13 protein-coding genes and 1 pseudogene are annotated in these 18077 nt (G+C 56.3%); 7 read left to right on the top strand and 7 right to left on the bottom strand.

The genetic code is table 11. From position 1 onward, the window contains the following. Nucleotides 1-175: 175 nt before the first annotated feature. The 6 genes from dsr2 to ABIE60_RS06040 all read right to left on the bottom strand — a co-directional run bounded on the left by dsr2 (nucleotide 176) and on the right by ABIE60_RS06040 (nucleotide 9068). On the bottom strand, nucleotides 176-4105 hold the full coding sequence (gene dsr2 / locus ABIE60_RS06015) for an anti-phage defense-associated sirtuin Dsr2 (protein ID WP_354468538.1): 3930 nt from the start codon (nucleotides 4103-4105) through the stop codon (nucleotides 176-178). A gap of 449 nt (nucleotides 4106-4554) precedes the next feature. Beyond that, the gene (locus ABIE60_RS06020) at nucleotides 4555-4911 is read right to left on the bottom strand and encodes a cupin domain-containing protein (RefSeq protein WP_354468539.1); all 357 of its coding nucleotides are present in this window, start codon (nucleotides 4909-4911) and stop codon (nucleotides 4555-4557) included. 48 nt (nucleotides 4912-4959) lie between these two features. Next, nucleotides 4960-6333 (bottom strand): trimethylamine monooxygenase, encoded by a 1374-nt coding sequence (locus ABIE60_RS06025; RefSeq protein WP_354468540.1) that lies wholly within the window; start codon nucleotides 6331-6333, stop codon nucleotides 4960-4962. Between the two features lie 121 nt (nucleotides 6334-6454). Next, on the bottom strand, nucleotides 6455-7243 hold the full coding sequence (locus tag ABIE60_RS06030) for a PAS domain-containing protein (RefSeq protein ID WP_354468541.1): 789 nt from the start codon (nucleotides 7241-7243) through the stop codon (nucleotides 6455-6457). Next, entirely contained in the window at nucleotides 7237-7935 is a 699-nt protein-coding gene (locus ABIE60_RS06035) for a response regulator (protein WP_354468542.1), read from the bottom strand. Before ABIE60_RS06035 ends, ABIE60_RS06030 begins: the two co-directional genes overlap by 7 nt. Continuing rightward, on the bottom strand, nucleotides 7932-9068 hold the full coding sequence (locus tag ABIE60_RS06040) for a sensor histidine kinase (protein WP_354468543.1): 1137 nt from the start codon (nucleotides 9066-9068) through the stop codon (nucleotides 7932-7934). Before ABIE60_RS06040 ends, ABIE60_RS06035 begins: the two co-directional genes overlap by 4 nt. A 262-nt stretch (nucleotides 9069-9330) precedes the next feature. On the opposite strand from ABIE60_RS06040, the gene ABIE60_RS06045 reads away from it, so the two are divergent. The 7 genes and pseudogenes from ABIE60_RS06045 to ABIE60_RS06075 all read left to right on the top strand — a co-directional run. Beyond that, a complete protein-coding gene (locus ABIE60_RS06045) occupies nucleotides 9331-11649 on the top strand; it encodes a DUF1989 domain-containing protein (RefSeq protein WP_354468544.1) in 2319 nt (772 codons plus the stop codon). Between the two features lie 366 nt (nucleotides 11650-12015). After that, complete coding sequence (locus ABIE60_RS06050; protein ID WP_354468545.1) at nucleotides 12016-13350, top strand: ammonium transporter; 1335 nt, start codon at nucleotides 12016-12018, stop codon at nucleotides 13348-13350. Nucleotides 13351-13438: 88 nt separating this feature from the next. Next, entirely contained in the window at nucleotides 13439-13606 is a 168-nt protein-coding gene (locus tag ABIE60_RS06055) for a hypothetical protein (protein WP_354468546.1), read from the top strand. A gap of 97 nt (nucleotides 13607-13703) precedes the next feature. After that, nucleotides 13704-15089, top strand: a complete 1386-nt coding sequence (locus ABIE60_RS06060; protein ID WP_354468547.1) for an ethanolamine ammonia-lyase subunit EutB — start codon at nucleotides 13704-13706, stop codon at nucleotides 15087-15089. 12 nt (nucleotides 15090-15101) lie between these two features. Beyond that, nucleotides 15102-15917, top strand: a complete 816-nt coding sequence (gene eutC, locus ABIE60_RS06065; RefSeq protein ID WP_354468548.1) for an ethanolamine ammonia-lyase subunit EutC — start codon at nucleotides 15102-15104, stop codon at nucleotides 15915-15917. A 182-nt stretch (nucleotides 15918-16099) separates the two neighbouring features. After that, nucleotides 16100-17086 carry an acrylyl-CoA reductase (NADPH) gene (gene acuI / locus ABIE60_RS06070; protein ID WP_354468549.1) on the top strand — a complete coding sequence of 329 codons (987 nt, stop codon included), beginning with the start codon at nucleotides 16100-16102 and terminating at the stop codon, nucleotides 17084-17086. 39 nt (nucleotides 17087-17125) lie between these two features. Further along, nucleotides 17126-17293 (top strand): annotated as a pseudogene (locus tag ABIE60_RS06075) (peroxidase-related enzyme); the annotation flags it as partial. Between the two features lie 119 nt (nucleotides 17294-17412). On the opposite strand, the gene acuR reads toward ABIE60_RS06075, so the two are convergent. Beyond that, the gene (acuR, locus tag ABIE60_RS06080; RefSeq protein ID WP_354468550.1) at nucleotides 17413-18057 is read right to left on the bottom strand and encodes an acrylate utilization transcriptional regulator AcuR; all 645 of its coding nucleotides are present in this window, start codon (nucleotides 18055-18057) and stop codon (nucleotides 17413-17415) included. Nucleotides 18058-18077: the final 20 nt, after the last annotated feature.

Raw genomic sequence — 18077 nt, forward strand, 5'->3', positions numbered from 1 at the left:
CATTAGACGTACCGTGCGCCTGATTGGCTAACAGCACGGTGCAACTAATGTTAAATGTTACTCTAGCCCCAATTCTTGACCCCAATTCTCGTTTGCTCTGTTTGCCCACATCCTTCGTGCCAAATTGGCAAGTGCTCAAGCGTGATTGGAATGTTGATCGAGGAACACCTCATACTCAGTCACAATCTCTCCATGGATTTCGAATTTCAGAAAACTCATCAGGAGACACGCCTGCTTCACGCCATTTTTCAACTACTTCTGGAACGGGCAAGCTCCGTGAGTTGTAATATGTCCAGAGCGCTGCTGCCATAGTTGATGAGATACGTCGAACTTCCAGTTTCTCGTCAAAATTCAGATATAGATTGTCACTATCGTAAGCTGTATCGGTAAGCAGTCTATCAAGTCGCCTTTGGACAGCCGCCTCCAAGCGGTGGGAGAAACTGGTTGGTGATTTTTTCAGAATACGGGTGATGATCCAAAGCGCTGAGCTTATGGAATTTATTGGACACCATCTGAGGTATTGGATAAGCATTGATGCCGGATCAGGTTCCATAGAACTCGCATCGGCCTCGTTGCCATCGAAAATAACTTTTGCAATTGCATTGAGAGCATCTCTTTGGATGTTATCCTGATTCGAAATCAATGCTTCATTGATTCGATTATAAACATCCGCCTTCTGATCGGGATATATGTGAAGACACGCCGCTTCAGCAGCAAGGCTAGGTAATCCGTACTCCCGAACTTCTTTAAGGAGTCGGCTGAGCGATGTTTTGATGTCGTCAGGTGAATCTTTGCTGAGCTTGGGACCTATGACCTCAGCGAGCAGTTCGAGCATGCGGGAAAATCTTGCCCGAAACTCCTCTGGTATGGATGACAAACCTTCAAACACATTTTCCTTTATACTCAGTCTGTCCTTGTCAGCATCCCACCATTCGAGCAGGCGTTGCTGAATCTCGGCAGCATCTTCCGCTGTCCAGGTGCTTCCGTAATTGCCATTTGCACCAATAATCTCGTGCACGATGGGGAGATCCCCCCCCGTTATGCTGATTCCCTTGTCTTGCTTGTTTTTTTGAATAGGGAAAGATGTGGACTTGACATAGTTTTTGAAAAGCTGAGTAGGATCAACCTCTTCGGGATGGGGAAGTCCCAGAAACGCAAATTTGTAAAAATCAGTACGATACGGCAAGCCATGCTGGTCAGTTACACGCCAAATAGCTTCTGCGAGTTTTTTGCTCTGGTCGTCGTCGAACAGCTGTAACTTGTGTAGTGTTACTAGGGAGGTCACCGCCCAACGTCGACGGTCGGAGTTATCCGACGCTGCTTGACGGAACAAATGGTCTACCAGGCCGGGTTGAATTTCCACTGTGGGGGCACATTTTGGCTTCTTATTGAGTTCGAGCAGCAGGAAGGGGTTCAGAAACTCATTATTAATAATCTGATTCAGGTTCTCGGGGAAAGGAATTTTCAGCAAATCTGGTACCAGAGTGTACTGATCCACTTCAGACATAGAGATTATGAGCCGCTCGATCAGACTCCTCACATTCCGGTAATTCGTTTTGTCGGGTGAAGCATAGATTCCGGTAATAAACTCAAGGACGCGGCTCTTCGACTCTCTTGAACATTTGCAGCAAAGTCTCGATATGACTTCAGGCAGCAACTGGGCGAGGCGCACACCGTAGTTTTCATTTCGAAAAGCATCGCCCGCATGAATGTCATCCCTGCATTTATTGAGCGCATCCAGATAGCCGTGAATGAGCTGATCTGACTCATGGGCTGTGAACCTGTAGACTGCTTCGCGGCTGAACAGGCTATCAACAGCTTTAGCATCTCCCAGTCTGGCGAGTGTGGAAATAGCCCAAAATGATGAATATTTTGAGATGCGTTGCAGGCTTGCCAATGCGGTTTTTGTCGCCATCGTGCAGCTGCCAACTCGATATGGCATGCCGACCTCTTCACAGAATCGAAGAAATGAATAGGCACTGATCACCTCTTGATCTGCACCGTGAAAATGGCGTGTCCTAGAGACTCGGCCGATATCAAATTCACGTTTCTCCGTGAGAGTTTTTCGCTGAACAGACGGTCTATCCAGCTTTAGCTCGTACAACTTTAGTTCATTCCACGGATCGCAGCGGAAGGCTTTGAGTTCATCCCAACGGGCATTTTGTTGCTGCAATTCATTCCATCGCTGATTGTTCCGAATAGTTCTAAGGTGCTGATTCCATTCTGCTTTTCTGTCATTCAGACGTCTTGCATACAGGTCTTTCCAGTCTTCAATAGAGCTATTAAACCTTTCAGGAGACATAATCGTGCTATTTTCTTGGCGATCTGTCTCTGACTTTTTCTTATCTTGATTCCATTTTTCTTCAAGATAATCCTTTATTAGTTTTTCTTCTTCAGCTGTTGCAACTTTATCAACAAACCAATCACTGGCATCCCTGATATAACGAAAGAGAAGCATTTGATATGATTCATCGGATATTGACCGATAGCCTGCTGAAGTGTGTTCGTCGTTACTCTTTTTGCGGGACTCTACCAGCGCTAAGCGAATTTGATCATCTGTACCATTTATTTGGCCAATTTCAGCAAGACCGGCAGCACGCTTGGCTACCCAGTAAGGCTGCGCTTCATTGGGCCGCCAGTTTTCAAGCTGCTGTTTGGCTTTGGGTAGATCCAAGGTAAAAATGCTGAAGAGAAAGCCTTCGTAATTCAGAAACTCCTTTTGTTCCGCTGAAAGATGGTCGGAAAAGGTCTTGAGTCGAATTTCTGCTTCCTTCCATTTATCGAGGTATCCTTCCTCGCGATAGAAACGCAACATTGCCAACGCGATGGCCAGCCATGCCTGCCGAAGGTCATTCCAAGGAAGATCTTGGAATTTATTTCCCCCAGGGTGTATTTGGCAGTTTGCGGGAGGATTTCTGTTTTGAAATGGCCAATACTTTTTGAGGAGTTTTTCGCAGAACTCTGCGATGTTGTTGAAGACCGGCAGTAGGCATTTTTCAAGCCGCCAGATTAGCTCGAAAGCGTATTGGATATCCAATCCTGGGGGGGATTTTTCAGTGTCTAGAAGGTAATTAGCCCATTTCTCCGTATATACCCACAAGTTCTCACGGTTGCCATGAGGCAGAATCAGCCAGCCGGGATAGACCTGCCGCTGCCTTCGCCATTCTTCCGTGATTTTCTGAACCTCTTCGATACGATCCTCGTCGTGGTTAGGATGCATCGTTTTGGGACTGTAGGGCCAGTCAAGGGCATCTGGTTTTTTAAGCCGTATATAATCGAAAAACCTGCTCAGCGCATTTTTGTGGTCGTGTTTATTGATCCCGTAGCAACACGAAAGGTCAACGACAATAACCCCACGCTGCGCCAGGAGTTGCAGCCTGGCGGACGACAGATCAAACACCCCGACCAGATAGATTTTCTGCGTCTTGTCTTTACCGAGATTGTCGCGAATCCAGCCGATCCACTGAAGAAAATTGGGGTCATCCCCGGAAAATCCAATCAGACAGAAAGTGTTTTCAAGAAGCGCCTGCTGAACGGTATTGACGAAAGGGGCATTGTCATGCGGATAGCGCCTGTAATCCTCTTCGGTGATGATAAAGGGACGCTCCGAGGGAAAACTGCCGTGGAGCTTCACAATTCTGGGTTTAATAGCGTAGGGGATATCCTCTTTGTTGACCACCGGCTCATATCTCCGGGTCACAACCTTGGCGCTGGACCGCTCAAGCAAGGTATCGTAATTGGTGGTGAACACATCCACCCACGGCAGCTCAAGCAACTCGACATGGAGGTCGGAAGGTTCAATGTTCAGATCAGGGATGTTGGAGCGTAGCAAATTCTCCAACGCGGGCCGACCGATGGCCGCCTGCACCTCCTCGGCCAGCCGCAAGACATTCAGATATTTTTGTTGGGCTGGATCAGGCATAACCCCATGCGCTTTCTGATAAAAGAGGTCACCCAGTTGGCTCCAATCGGGGAACCCATTACCCGCGTTCTTGCTGAAGCCTGCGCCGACCATTACAGCGGCTCGCTCTGCCCACAAACGCTCCGCGATTTCGTTCAAATAGGGACGGATCGAATCTGGCACATTAGCTTCCATTGCATTCATTACATCTTCCTTCTTCGGCTAAAATCTATGGACGCCCCATTTTGCTGTGCCCAGTATCCCACAGCAGCCTTTACATCAGGACTTGATAATGGATCTATTCCCAAATAGTTACCAGTGGCAATTGAACATGAACATGTGCCAAAACGAGCATAGGAAAAGACTGATGATAAATATACTGCATGAAATTATAGGGAGATGATGAGAGTTATCCGCAATGACTAGGGGCTACTCCTGGTCGGTAGCTACAGTCAGCCCTGATCCCTTCTAACGTCTGCTCTGTGCGCAAAGCAGACTGTTTGCCAATAGCCTGTGTGGTCGCATGGGATCAAAACTGGAAGCACAGGGCTCTCAGCCAACCGACATACAAAAGAAGAGTATTGAAGTGTGAGGGTGCCCGGCAGAGGTGTGTGGGCCTGCTGCCGGGCGGTCGGGCTTTAACAGGTGAGTGTTTACTTCAGCTTGATCGCGAAGTGCTTCACGATCGGGGCGGTAATTTCCCAGGTACCGACGAAGTCTTTCTCGATGACGAAGGCGTCGCCGGGGCCCACTTCGACGGGCTCGCCGCCGTCTGGTGTGATGATTGCCGCGCCTTCCATCAGGTGAATAAACTCCCAGCTCTCATATTTCGCATGCCAGGTGCCGGGGGTGGCTTCCCACCAGCCGCTGATCATGCTGCCGTCATCGGCAGTGTACTCGATCCAGGTGGTCATGGTGGGTTCGCCGGCAACGACTGTCCAGCCCGGCAGGGCATCGGTCATGGGGGTGGCCTGGCGGTTGGGCAAACGGGTAACGGGGGTGTTGCTCATTTCAGAATCCTCTATACGGTGCCGGCCAGGCCGGCACCGGGTGGGTAATCAGCTGGCCTTGCGCGAGGCTTCCTGCAACGGAGCGTCGGCCAGGTAGGCTTCCATTGAGTCGTCCAGTGCATCCAGCCAGGGGGTATGGTGCGGGGGCGCCATGGTGCCGGTCATCAGCGAACGGTAGGAGTGGTCGCGGAAGGTCATGATGTTGTCCTTCTTGTGCTGCTTCCACTCCAGGAAGGTGCGGTTCACGCCATCAATGTCGAACGTCGGGTAGTCGGTCTGTTCGATCAGGTGGAGGATGTAGGCACCCTGGTATTCGTACATCTCCTGGGCAGTTTCCAGCGCCAGCTCCCGCTCGCGCCACGCCAGACTGTCGGCGGTCATGTCCTCTTTGGCGGGCAGTGGGATGCGGCCGAGGATAATGTCACGCACAAACCAGGCCTGAGCATCGAACATGTTGAAGGAGTACCACTGATCCTGCATGCCGACGTAGAAGAACTGCGGGTTGTCCTCCCACACCACGCCCTTGTAGAGGTTCAGCGGCCAGAGGCGGTTGTCGGTTTTCAGGCGCAGGTCGTCGGCGAGGAAGGGGAAGTGGTGCAGGTAGCCGGTACATAGGATGATGGCGTCGATCTTCTTGCTGCTGCCATCCTTGAAGTAGGCGGTGTCCACATCGACGTGGGTCAGCGCAGGCTTTTCGTCCCAGTTGGCGGGCCATTTGAAACCCATTGGCGCTGTGCGGTAGCAGCTGGTAATCGAGCGGGCACCGTACTTGTAGCATTGGGAGCCGATATCTTCGGCTGAATAGCTGGCGCCGACGATGAGGATATCCTTGTCCTTGAATTCCAGTGCATCGCGGAAGTCATGGGCATGCAGGACGCGGCCACCAAATGTTTCGAAGCCTTCGTATTCCGGCATCTTCGGCGTGGAAAAGTGCCCACTGGCACAGACCACGTAGTCGAAGGTCTCGCTGTAGGTGGTGTCGGTATTGTGATCATGGACAGCGACTGTGAACAGGCCGGTGCTGTCGTCATAGGTGACGTTGCGCACCGGGGTGTTGAAGCGGATGTATTGGCGTACATCGGCCTTTTCAACACGTCCCTTTATGTAGTCCCAGAGCACTTCGCGCGGCGGATAGGAGGCGATCTGACGTCCGAAGTGCTCCTCGAAGGTATAGTCGGCAAACTCAAGGCATTCCTTGGGGCCGTTGGACCAGAGGTAACGGTACATGCTGCCGTGGACCGGCTCGCCGTTTTCGTCCAGGCCGGTGCGCCAGGTGTAGTTCCACATGCCGCCCCAGTCAGCCTGCTTCTCGAAGCAGACCAGCTCGGGGATGTCGGCGCCCTTGGCTTCGGCTGACTGGAAGGCTCGCAGTTGGGCCAGACCGCTGGGACCGGCACCGATGATGGCTACTCGCTTGTTCATGGTTATCTCCACAGAATCCTGTTGTCGGGATCAGAGTGGCCACATGAGCGTGACCCTTGATAACCAAATTACCCGCGTGAAGCGTTGGGAAAAATTCCCCGTTGAAGGTACTCCTGCCGGGTTAAATTCGGGGGTAGTCCGGTGGGGTAGTAAGGGCCACGACAATGCCTTCAACGCCCAGTATGGCGCCATTGTCGGCATACAGGCCGCATCCTTTTTCGCTGACCGGTATCAGCCGCCCGTCGGCGTGCTGCAGGCGATAGTGCAGTTCAAAATCACTGTGTCGGCTCAGTGCATCCTGTACCTGCTCCCAGACTGAAACTGCATCGTCCGGGTGAATCAGGTCGCCATAATTGAGGCAGGACTGGTTGGTCAGTACTTCAGGGGGATAACCGGTCAGTTCAAGGCTGCCTGCACTGACGTATTCCATGGTCCAGTGGCGGTTATTGCGCCCGCGGTAGAGCATGGCGGGCAAGTGTTGTAACAGTTGTTGCAGACTGCGCCAGTGGGCTTCACGTTGGCGTGCTTCGTCCATGCGGCTGCTGATATCGATCAGCGTGATGGTGCGGGGCCAGCCGGAGTCCTTGTTCAGGGATGACAGCTTCAGCTCATACCAGCAGCTTGTGCACTGTTCTGTCGTCAGCAGGCGCAGGCAGACCGACTGATCCAGCCTGAGCATGGCCTGTTGCCACAGCGCACGGTCGCTGGGGTGAAGATATTCATGAAACAGCATGCTGAGGCGGCCACGGCTCAAGTGCTTCCAGCGTTGATTGGCGGTCATGATTCGGCCGTTTTCGTCGATCACCAGTATGGCGGTATCAAGGCTGTCGAATATCCGCTCGGGGTCAAGCTCACTGTCGCGCAAAGAGGGGTGCGGTGATCGTATCAGGCTCAGTACTTGATTCAGCATGAGGACGCCTCCGGCAGGGGGTGGGCGTGTACCCAGGCCGCCAGCTCCAGTCGTGAATGCAGGTTCAGCTTGCGCAGCAGACTTTTGACATACACTTTGACGGTGCTGTCGCTGATGCCCATTTCACGTGCGATCAGCTTGTTGCTCAGGCCGCGAGAGATCCAGATCAGGGTCTGACGCTCACGGTCCGTGAGTATTTCGTGCCAATGCTCGTCTCCCGAGGGTGGGCCTGAAACCGATGTGCGCCCCGTTTCAGCGCTGCTCTCCTGCTGACGCAGCCCTTCTCGCAACAACAGCAGCATCTCGTCATCCAGCCCCAGCTGTCCGTTCAGGATCGCCTCCAGCCGCTCCAGTATCCGCGCGGGTTCGGTATCCTTGAGCAGATAGCCTTCGGCACCGAGGCGCAGGGCATCCATCAGATGAACCGGGTCATCCGAGGCGGTCAGCATCACCACCTTTACTGCGCTCTGGGCCTGCTTGATCTGTTGCAGCAACTCAAGCCCGCTGCTGTCCGGCATGTGCAGGTCCATCAGAATCAGGTCGGGCGGGGTCCGGCTGACCTGCTCCAGTACATTCTGCGGGCTGTTGAACTCGGCAACGACATTAAACCGGTCACTGTCCTGCAGCAGTTCGGCAACGCCACGTCGAAACAGGGGGTGGTCGTCCACCAGCATTACGTTTACGCCTGTCATGGGCAAAGTTCCTCGGCAATCAATTCGATACAGGTGCCATTACCTGGTGTTGATGTCAGTTGGAAGCGAGCGCCAATGCGGCGTGCTCGTTCTTCCATAATGCCAAGCCCAAAACTGTCGGCGCTGCGCTGCGCGGGCAGCCCCTGCCCATCATCTTCGATGCGGACATGAAAGCCGTTGCCGTTATGCGGCAGGAGCTGAATGCAAATTCTGTGGGCGTGAGCATGCCGTACGGCGTTACTGAGTGCTTCGCGCACAATCAGCAGCAGTTCAACTGCAACGGGCTCGGGCAGGCTGGCTCCGGACAGACGGTTATCGAGTTCGAACATCAGGCTGGAGTGTTGCTCAAACTCTGCAATGGCGCGCAGCAGTTCCTGTTCAAGGCTGTGCTGAAGACGAATCCGGGCGCTGCTGATCAGTTCTCGGGTCTGGCGATAGGCCTGGCGGGTTTGGCAGCGAATATCCTGCAGCCGTGCCTGCAGCTGCTCTGGGGCAAGCTGCTCCGCCTGCTGCTCCAGACGTCCGGTTTGCAGGCAGAGGTAGCACAACTGCTGCGCGACCGAGTCATGCAGACTGGCCGCCAGTGTCTGCTGTATCTCCTGGCGCAGAGCGGTCTGCTGCTGTTCATGTGCCAGCCGAATATCCAGCCCTTCTCGCACGGCCTGTCCCATATCGCGCAGCAATTGTCGCCAGCACTCCATCGAAACCGGTTCGGGGCAGGGCGAGAGCAGCCAGAGCTGAAGACCGCTGTGGCCATCGGGTACGCGCAAGCCCATCACAGACTCCCTTGCCAGCGTGTCTTCCGGCTGCAACTGGTAACGGTTGCCGCGTGTGGCCAGGTCCAGTTGGTACTGCAACCGGGCGATTTCCAGTGTCGATGCCGAGCTGCCTGTGCCGTGCAGATTCCACGGGGTGTCAGGTGCCGTGCGCCAGGCGAGCCAGATGGGCATGGCGAGACCGGAAGCCAGCACGGCCTGACTGAGCAGGTCGGGTACGGTCTCTTCAAGGCTTGAGCAACGGATCAGCGTCAGACTGAGTCTGTGCAATAACTCCCGTTGCGGGTAATACCGCGAGGGCTCGGCTCGGGTGTCCACCTGCAAGCGTCCGAACCAGCGTGCAAAACTGACTGTCACGCCATCCTCCTGTTCGAATTGGGTGTTAACTGCAAGGAAAATGCAGGGATCATGCCAGCATGTTGAGGACTACCTCCGCAGGGGTAGCTCCTTTGATGAATTGATCATTAATTACTGTAAGTAAAGAATTTTTACTGAAAATAGATGTGGTCGTGCCGGCCTGTCCGGTTGTAAAAGAGGCCACACAACAGGGCATGGCGATTCCGTGTGCACCGGATAGTGGCGCGGGCCATGCGGATGACAGTTGCTGAGGGTGAACAGTATGAACACGCAATTATACGACCTGGTTGCAGGCGCTCCACCTGCTTCGCTTGGCAGGCGAGTGGCACCGCAACAGGCGATACGGGTCACGCTACTGCCGGGTGAACAGATGCAGATTGACAGTCCGGATGGGGAGCAGTGCTGTGAGCTGATCATGCTGGATGACAGTCGACACGCTCCCTGTGACCGGCTGGATCTGGCGCTGGCGGCAGCGGGTGCGCCGGTGATGCAGGCGCAACTGCAGCAGAACAGCGCTTCGGCCAGGCGTTTGCGTTCGCAGCTTAAGGGCTGGGGGGTTGCCGACGAACAGCTGCAGCAGGCGCTGCATCTGGATGCCGATCAGCTGCCCTGCATGATCTCGGCCACTGGGGAAACCGGTCCAATCAACCTGATTCTGGTGGCACCCGGCACTGACATGTTGCCGGAGCAGCAAGAGCCGTCGACCGAGCTGAATGTGTCACTCTGGCTGTTGCCGGATCGGGTACCCGAACTGCCGGACCCATTGGCAGAGACGCTGCAGGATATTCATATTCCCCACAGCAGTGCGCGCGTTTATCGGGTGAGGGCGGGTGAATGGATCCAGATCATCGATGTGGCGGGCAAGCAGTGCTCTGACTTCATCGCCTTCGATGCCGAGGCGCTGGAAAGAGGCGAAGAGGTCACTCTGGATGCGGTGGCGACGCGGACCCTGGCGGGACATGCCTTGCCACAGCCGGGTCTCTATTCGCGTTTTGCCGATAATCGCCTGCAGCCGATGCTTGAGCTGGTGCAGGACACGGTCGGACGGCATGACAGTTTTTTGCTGGCCTGTACGCCCAAGTATTACGAGGACAGTGGTTACTTCGGTCATGTCAGCTGTACGGATAACTTCAACCGTGCATTGAAGGACTATGGCGTGGCACCGCGTTCCGGCTGGCCCGCGATCAATTTCTTCTTCAACACAACAGTGCAACCCTGCGGCACCATGGGCATGGACGAGCCCTGGTCTCGTCCCGGTGACTACGTGTTGCTGCGGGCCAATCGCGACCTGATCTGTGCATCCTCGGCCTGCCCTGATGACATCGACCCGGCCAACGGCTGGACCCCTACCGACATTCATGTCCGCGTGTATGCGGCAGACAATACATTTGAACGTGCCATCGCCCACCGCGTGGTGCCTGAGGAGTTACCACGCATGACTCGACAGACCGCTTTTCACAGCCGTACTTCACAACTGACCAAACAGTTTGCCGAATATCGAGGCTACTGGGTGCCCACCGAGTTTGAAGGCTGGGGTGCCCGTGCCGAATATCTGGCCTGTCGCGAGTCCGTCGCCGTCATGGATCTGTCGCCCCTGCGCAAGTTTGAAGTCGTTGGCCCCGATGCCGAAGCCTTGCTGCAGTATGCCCTGACCCGCAATGTGCGCCGGCTCGCGGTGGGTGAAATCGTCTACTCGGCGGCCTGTTTTGAAACCGGTGGCATGGTGGATGATGGCACGCTGTTTCGCATGGGCGAGCAGGCATTTCGCTGGGTGTGCGGCGATGCCTGGAGCGGTACCTGGTTACGCGAACTGGCAGCGCAGCGCGGAGATCGGGTCAGTATTCGTGAGTCCACCGATCAGCTGCACAATCTGGCGCTGCAGGGGCCTCAAAGCCGCGCGTTGTTGTCTGAGCTGATCTGGCAGCCTGAAACCCGCACGTCGGTCAGTGAATTGAAGTGGTTCCACTTCACCATTGGGCGTCTGGGCGGGCCTGAAGGCATTCCGCTGATGGTATCCCGTACCGGCTATACCGGTGAATTGGGGTTTGAAGTCTGGTGCCATCCCGACAACGGTCCTGCGCTGTGGGATGCCATCTGGGACGCAGGGAAGTCCTATGGCCTGGCGCCGCTCGGCTTTGATGCACTGGACATGCTGCGAATTGAGGCGGGCCTGATCTTTGCCGAACACGAATTCTGTAACCAGACCAACCCCTATGAAGCGGGAATCGGGTTTACCGTGCCGATGAAAACCAAGGAGGAAGATTTCAGTGGACGGGCCGCCCTGCAGCGTCAGGCACCGGAAAGTCGGCAGAGGCTGGTCGGTCTGGTGCTGGATGGCAATGAGCCGGTGCATCATGGCGATCTGGTATACGACGGTCGCATGCCGGTTGGTCAGATAACCAGCGCAACGGCCTCGCCCCTGCTGGGCAAGATGATCGCCCTGTGTCGAGTGCAGCCGGCCTGGGCCGAGCCCGGTACCCGGCTTGAGGTGGGGCAGCTGGATGGATTGCAGAAGCGGTTGCCGGCTCAGATCCAGGCTCTGCCTTTCCATGATCCGGAGCGGATCAGGGTCAGGAGTTGAGAGTTTATTTCACTCTGCAGGAACGGCGTCCCAAGGGACGCTTTTTTTATGACTGGTTGTTTGGTGAACAATACAGGTGCACGCAGATGCAAAAAGGCTCATCTATAAAGCACGCGTGTATTTATGACCTGTGGATAACTTTAATTAGAGTTGTTGTTATTAATAAAGTTCAAAATAAAATTACAATGTAAAACATACAGATACGATTTATTTGCGGTTTTTAACAGGGTGTATTCAACGAGTTGGCACATGCATTGCTTTTTCTTATCAGGAAATAAATATCACTGAAGAGCAAGGATGCTCTGATCTTTTTGCTGCGATGCAGCATGAAGAAGGTGGATCTTTTGCACAGATGAGGACAAGCCCATGACTGTGGAAACCGTGGAGTCGCTCAAAGCGACCTTCGAAATGCATCAAGCGATGAATGTGGAAGTGTTCTACTGGTGGTGCACCGCCATCATGTTCATGATTCACGCCGGATTCCTCGCATACGAAATCGGCGCATCGCGCGTCAAGAATGCCCTGACGTCAGGGATGAAAAACATACTGACCCTGTCAGTCATCATTACAACCTTCTACTTCTTCGGCTGGTGGATCTACAACGCCTTCCCGAACGGCCTGATTCCGATCGATGCTTCTGCGGCGTTGCCCTGGAGTCTGAGCATGGGGCCTGATGTTCAGGATATGGGGACCGGTATCTTCTTCGCCGCGTTTGCACTTTTTGGTGCCACGACCGGCTCCATTCTGTCGGGTGCGGTGATCGAGCGTATCCGCCTGAGTGCCTTCCTGATTCTGGCGGCCATTCTCGGCTCCGCCGTCTGGATTCTGGCCGGCGCCTGGGGCTGGCACCCGGAAGGCTGGCTGCTGACCAAGCTGGGGTATCACGATGTGGGTGCATCCGGTGTGGTACATGCGGTGGCCGGCTTCTTCGCACTGGGTGTGTTGATGAACCTGGGCGCGCGCGTCGGCAAGTTCCAGAATGGTGTCGCGATGTATATCCCGCCACACAGCCTGCCGATGTCCCTGATCGGTCTGATGATGATCATCGTCGGTTTCTTTGGCTTTTTGGGTGGCTGCATCATCTTCAATGGTGGCGAAACCGGCTGGACCACGATCTATGGTAACCCGACCAACCTGTCGGCTTTCGGCTTTAACACCTTGATGGGCTTTGCCGGTGGTGTCATCGGTGCCTACCTGACCTCGCGTGAGCCATTCTGGACCATGTCCGGTGGCCTGGCCGGGATCATCACCGTGGCAGCGGGTCTGGATCTCTACTACCCGGGCCTGGCCTTTGTGATTGCCGCCAGTGGTGGTGCGCTGATGCCGGTGGTGGGTCGCATGATCGAAAAGATGGGTGTTGATGATGCCGTAGGTGCGGTTGCGGTGCATGGTTTCTGCGGCTTCTACGGTGTCGTGATGGTGGGCGTGTTCGCTTCGTCCTACCCGAACGTGGGCGATTTGCCGGACATCACGCTGAGCGGACAGCTGATCGGGGCCATCGTCATGGCGTTGACCGGCTTCATTCCGGGCTGGGGCATCTCCTATGTGTTGAAGAAACTGAATGCCCTGCGTGTACCGCCTCAGGTAGAGGTGCTCGGTCTGGATCTGGTCGAAATCCCGGCCAAGCCCTACCCGGAGTCGCTGCCGGCACAGGCGATTATTGAGAATACGCTGGAGCCGGGTCAGGAAAAACTGGTCTGAGCTTCATCTGAATCGGCGCTGCCCGGCAGCGCCTCGTTAAATTCAACATGACCCCAAAACGGGTGCACAATGCACCAAGGAGCACGATATGTTTTCAAGTCCCATTACCAGCTGGGAAAACGTAGCCGCCTATTTCACCTTCTCGGACAGCCCGACCGGCATTGCGATCAGTCTGGCTGCTGCTGTCGGTGTTTATCTGTTTCTGAACGCAAGCATCATGAAGCATGAGAAGGCATCCTTCGACAAGCATCTGTAAAACGTACCGGGATGGCCGCTGGCCATCCCGTTTCCCTTCCAGTATCTGTGCCACACTTCTTACACCTGTCGATCAGACCAGCTGCAGGGTGAAATGAATGAGCGATCACATCGACATCGGCCAGACCCGTTACCGCTTCAACGACCTGAAAACCCTGATGGCCAAGGCGACGCCCCTGCGCTCCGGCGATTGTCTGGCCGGCGTTGCGGCCGAGAACGCGACCGAGCGAGTGGCGGCCCAGCGCTGTCTGGCTGAAGTACCGCTGAAACGTTTTCTCAATGAGGCACTGATCCCCTATGAGCGGGACGAAGTGACCCGGCTGATTCTCGACAGCCATGATGCCGCAGCCTTTGCGCCGGTTGCCCACCTGACGGTGGGCGATTTCCGAGACTGGCTGCTGTCTGACCATGCCAGCCGCGATACGCTGCGGGCACTGGCACCTGGCCTGACACCTGAAATGGTGGCCGCCGTGTCCAAGATCATGCGGATACAGGACCTGATTCTGGTGGCGCGGAAAACCGAGGTGGTGACCCGCTTTCGCAACACCATCGGCCTGAGCGGCAGAATGTCCACGCGGCTGCAGCCCAATCACCCCACCGATGACCCGGCCGGTGTCGCCGCCAGCGTGCTGGACGGTCTGCTTTATGCCAATGGCGATGCGGTGATCGGCATCAACCCGGCCACCGACAATTACCATGCGGTGACTCGGCTGATGCAGCTGCTCGATGAGGTGATCCAGCGCTACGAAATCCCGACCCAATCCTGCGTGCTGACCCACGTCACCACCCATCTGGAAGCGATCAACCGGGGCGCGCCGGTAGACCTGGTGTTCCAGTCGATCGCAGGTACTCAGGCGGCCAACGATAGCTTCGGCATCAACCTGTCGATTCTGGACGAGGCGCACAGGGCGGCGCTGGAGCTGGGTCGCGGCACGGTGGGCCAGAACGTCATGTATTTCGAAACCGGGCAGGGCAGTGCACTGTCGGCCAATGCCCATCATGGCGTTGACCAGCAAACCTGCGAAGCCCGCGCCTATGCCGTGGCGCGCCGTTTTGATCCGCTGCTGGTGAACACTGTGGTCGGCTTTATCGGCCCCGAGTATCTGTATGACGGCAAGCAGATTATCCGCGCCGGTCTGGAGGATCACTTCTGCGGCAAATTGCTGGGCCTGCCGATGGGCTGTGACATCTGCTACACCAACCACGCCGAAGCGGATCAGGATGACATGGACATGCTGCTGACCCAGCTGGGCGTGGCCGGGATCAACTTCATCATGGGGATTCCCGGCTCCGATGACATCATGCTCAACTACCAGACCACCTCCTTTCACGATGCCCTTTATGTGCGTGAGGTGCTGAACAAGCCGCCGGCGCCTGAGTTTGCCGCCTGGCTGGAGAAGATGGGCATTTTCGGTGCGGACAAGCGGCTGGCCAGCGGCTCGACACTGCCGGCGGCCTTTGCACATCTTCAGGGCAGGTTATAAGGAGCCCGGGCCGTGGACAACAAACCTGTGGATAAAGATCGGATCGTCATTGCCAACAGCTGGGCCAGCCTGCGCCGCCATACCGATGCCCGCATCGGACTCGGCCGCAGCGGCATCAGTCAGCCCACCACGTCTCAACTTGAGTTCCAGCAGGCCCATGCCCGTGCCCGGGATGCCGTGCATATACCGCTGGATGTGAAACAGCTGCAGTCTGAATTGATGCAAGCCGGGCTGCAGAGCCTGTTGCTGCACAGTCAGGCGGAGGATCGCGCAACCTACCTGCAGCGGCCGGACAAGGGGCGGCGGCTGGATGCGGATTCGGCAGCGCGGCTGAAACAGGTGAGCGAGCAGCAGCCATCGATGGATGCCAGCATTGTGATCGCCGATGGCCTCTCTTCCACCGCCGTGCAGCGTCATGCTGCCCGTGTTGCGGCCGAGATTGACCGGCGCCTGGCCGCTGCAGGATTGAGTCGCACTCAGGTGTGTATCGTGCAACAGGGGCGCGTCGCCGTGGGTGACGAAGTGGGCGAGTTGCTGGACAGTCGTGTGGTCATTTTGCTGGTAGGCGAACGCCCGGGACTCAGCTCGCCGGACAGTCTGGGCATCTACTACACCTATCACCCACGCGTGGGCCTGACCGATGCCGCCCGCAACTGTATCTCCAATATCCGCCCGGCCGGCATCTCGCCGGAGGATGCGGCGGAACGTCTGCTGTGGCTGGTCAGGGAATCACTCAAACGAAAACTCTCCGGTGTCGAGCTAAAGGACGAATCCGGTGACGCCGAGGCTCTGGAAGGAGAAGGCCGGCGCAATTTTCTGCTGGAGTAGGCCGCGAGAGAAGGCACCGGTGCAGGTGGACAGGTGGTGCCTGTGCAGCTCGAGGTCGGAAAAAAAGTACGGCTTTAGACTAAACTGCTGGACAGATGCGTGCTTTTACGGCATTAATTAGACAGTCGTCTAATAAATTCATTGCACCGGTTCCCGGCGCCCGTCTCTCAGCAGGAGGACTCATGTTCAAGGCTATCGTACTCGACAAAGTGGATGATCAGCAGACCGTGGCATTCAAGGATCTGGATGAGTCACAGCTGCCCGAGGGAGACGTGACCATTCGTGTCGCGTATTCCACCATGAACTACAAGGACGCACTGGCATTGACTGGCAGTGCGCCCATCGCCAAAAGTTACCCGATGGTGCCGGGGATCGACTTTGCCGGGGTCGTGGAAAGCTCAGACAATCCGCAGTTCAAGCCGGGTGATCAGGTGGTGCTGAACGGCTGGGGTGTGGGCGAAAAACACTGGGGTGGTCTGGCCGAGAAGGTCCGCGTACCGGGCGATTGGCTGGTGCCGCTGCAGGAACCCTTCACCCCGCGTCAGGCGATGGGGCTGGGCACTGCAGGCTATACCGCCATGCTCTGTGTGCTGGCGCTGGAAAAACAGGGCGTGAAACCTGAAGACGGCCCGGTTCTGGTCACCGGTGCCGCCGGTGGCGTCGGCAGTGTTGCGGTCGCCGTATTGGCCAAACTGGGATATGAAGTGGCCGCCATGACCGGTCGCCCTGAAGAAGCGGAATTCCTCAAGATGCTGGGCGCGTCCAGTATTGTTGATCGTGCCGAGTACAGCGAGAAAGGACGTCCCCTGGCTAAAGAGCAGTGGGCCGGTGCGGTTGATGTGGCGGGTGGCCAGGTACTGGCCAACGTCTGCGCAGCGATGAAATACCGCGGTGTTGTCACCGCCTGTGGTCTGGCAGCCGGTATGGGCTTCCCGTCGACAGTGGCACCTTTCATTTTGCGCGGTGTGACGTTGGTCGGTGTCGACAGCGTGATGGCACCCAAGGCTGACCGTCTGGAAGCCTGGCAGCGTCTGGCAACCGATCTGGATATCAACAAGCTGGAACAGCTGATCACCGAAGTGCCGTTTGAACAGGTGCTTGATCAGGCACCGCTGATGATGAAAGGGCAGATTCGCGGCCGTATCGTGGTGCCGGTGTCCGGCGAATAATGATCAGGGATCTGATTCCCGACAATCAGGAGAGTCGCAATGAGTGAGGTAACGCAGCACGCCATCAGCCGTTTTCCGGTGCCTGAGCTGGCCGATATGCCGGAGGATATCCGTGAGCGGATTCTGGCGGTGCAGGAAAAGGCCGGTTTTGTGCCCAATGTATTCTTGGTGCTGGCACACCGACCGGAGGAGTTTCGTGCCTTCTTTGGCCTCTCCAACCGCATGGCGAATGTGACCAGCATGCGTCCGAATGACGAGTTTTACAGCCTCGGTCGTCAGCCGCGCTGACTCAGCCAGTCAGGGGTGCCAGGGGCGCCCCTTGTCGTTCACTGTTGCAGCCGTTGGAAGAAGCCTTCGGCAAAAATTTCCAGCGGCTGTGTTGAGGCATCCAGTTTGGCTCTGAGCACGGCACCTTCCCAACCGATCCAGAACCAGGCGGCCAGACGCTCGCAGTCCAGGTCGGCGGCGATCTCTCCCCGAGCCTGACCATCACGCAGACAGCGGGCAGTACGCTGTTGCCAGTCTTCGAAAACGGCCCTCAACTGCTGGCGGAATGACTCCGGCAACAGGCTCATCTCCTGACCCAGGTTACCGATCAGACAGCCACGCCGAAACGCATGGCGGGCCATCCCCTGACCGGCATCATCAATAAAATTGCGCAATCGCTGCAGGGGGGCAATGTCGGAATTGAGCAGGAAACGATCCAGCTTGCGGGCGAAGTACTCGGCGTAGGCCTCGATCAGCGCCTGGCCAAAGTCCTCCTTGCTCTTGAAATAGTGATAGAACGAGCCCTTGGGCACGTTAACCGAACGCAGAATCGGGTCGATGCCAACGGCGGAGTAGCCTTTTTCGGTCAGGATCGCGAGACCGGCCTGAATCAGGGCCTGTCGGGTTTCGGCGAAGGGACGTGCGCTGTCCTTGGGTGGACGACCACGGCGGCGCACGGGCTTGTCGGGATGGCTGGGTTGCATGGCATCTCACTGTTCATGGA

Source organism: Marinobacterium sp. MBR-109 (assembly GCF_040547565.1).
Lineage (GTDB): Bacteria > Pseudomonadota > Gammaproteobacteria > Pseudomonadales > Balneatricaceae > Marinobacterium.

Bases quoted from the DNA above. Each gene is read 5' to 3' on its own strand.
- ABIE60_RS06045 (WP_354468544.1), top strand. From the start codon at position 9,331: ATGAACACGCAATTATACGACCTGGTTGCAGGCGCTCCACCTGCTTCG.
- acuI (WP_354468549.1), top strand. From the start codon at position 16,100: ATGTTCAAGGCTATCGTACTCGACAAAGTGGATGATCAGCAGACCGTG.
- ABIE60_RS06035 (WP_354468542.1), bottom strand. From the start codon at position 7,935: ATGACAGGCGTAAACGTAATGCTGGTGGACGACCACCCCCTGTTTCGA.
- ABIE60_RS06020 (WP_354468539.1), bottom strand. From the start codon at position 4,911: ATGAGCAACACCCCCGTTACCCGTTTGCCCAACCGCCAGGCCACCCCC.
- ABIE60_RS06030 (WP_354468541.1), bottom strand. From the start codon at position 7,243: ATGCTGAATCAAGTACTGAGCCTGATACGATCACCGCACCCCTCTTTG.
- ABIE60_RS06050 (WP_354468545.1), top strand. From the start codon at position 12,016: ATGACTGTGGAAACCGTGGAGTCGCTCAAAGCGACCTTCGAAATGCAT.
- dsr2 (WP_354468538.1), bottom strand. From the start codon at position 4,105: ATGAATGCAATGGAAGCTAATGTGCCAGATTCGATCCGTCCCTATTTG.
- ABIE60_RS06060 (WP_354468547.1), top strand. From the start codon at position 13,704: ATGAGCGATCACATCGACATCGGCCAGACCCGTTACCGCTTCAACGAC.
- ABIE60_RS06025 (WP_354468540.1), bottom strand. From the start codon at position 6,333: ATGAACAAGCGAGTAGCCATCATCGGTGCCGGTCCCAGCGGTCTGGCC.
- ABIE60_RS06055 (WP_354468546.1), top strand. From the start codon at position 13,439: ATGTTTTCAAGTCCCATTACCAGCTGGGAAAACGTAGCCGCCTATTTC.
- acuR (WP_354468550.1), bottom strand. From the start codon at position 18,057: ATGCAACCCAGCCATCCCGACAAGCCCGTGCGCCGCCGTGGTCGTCCA.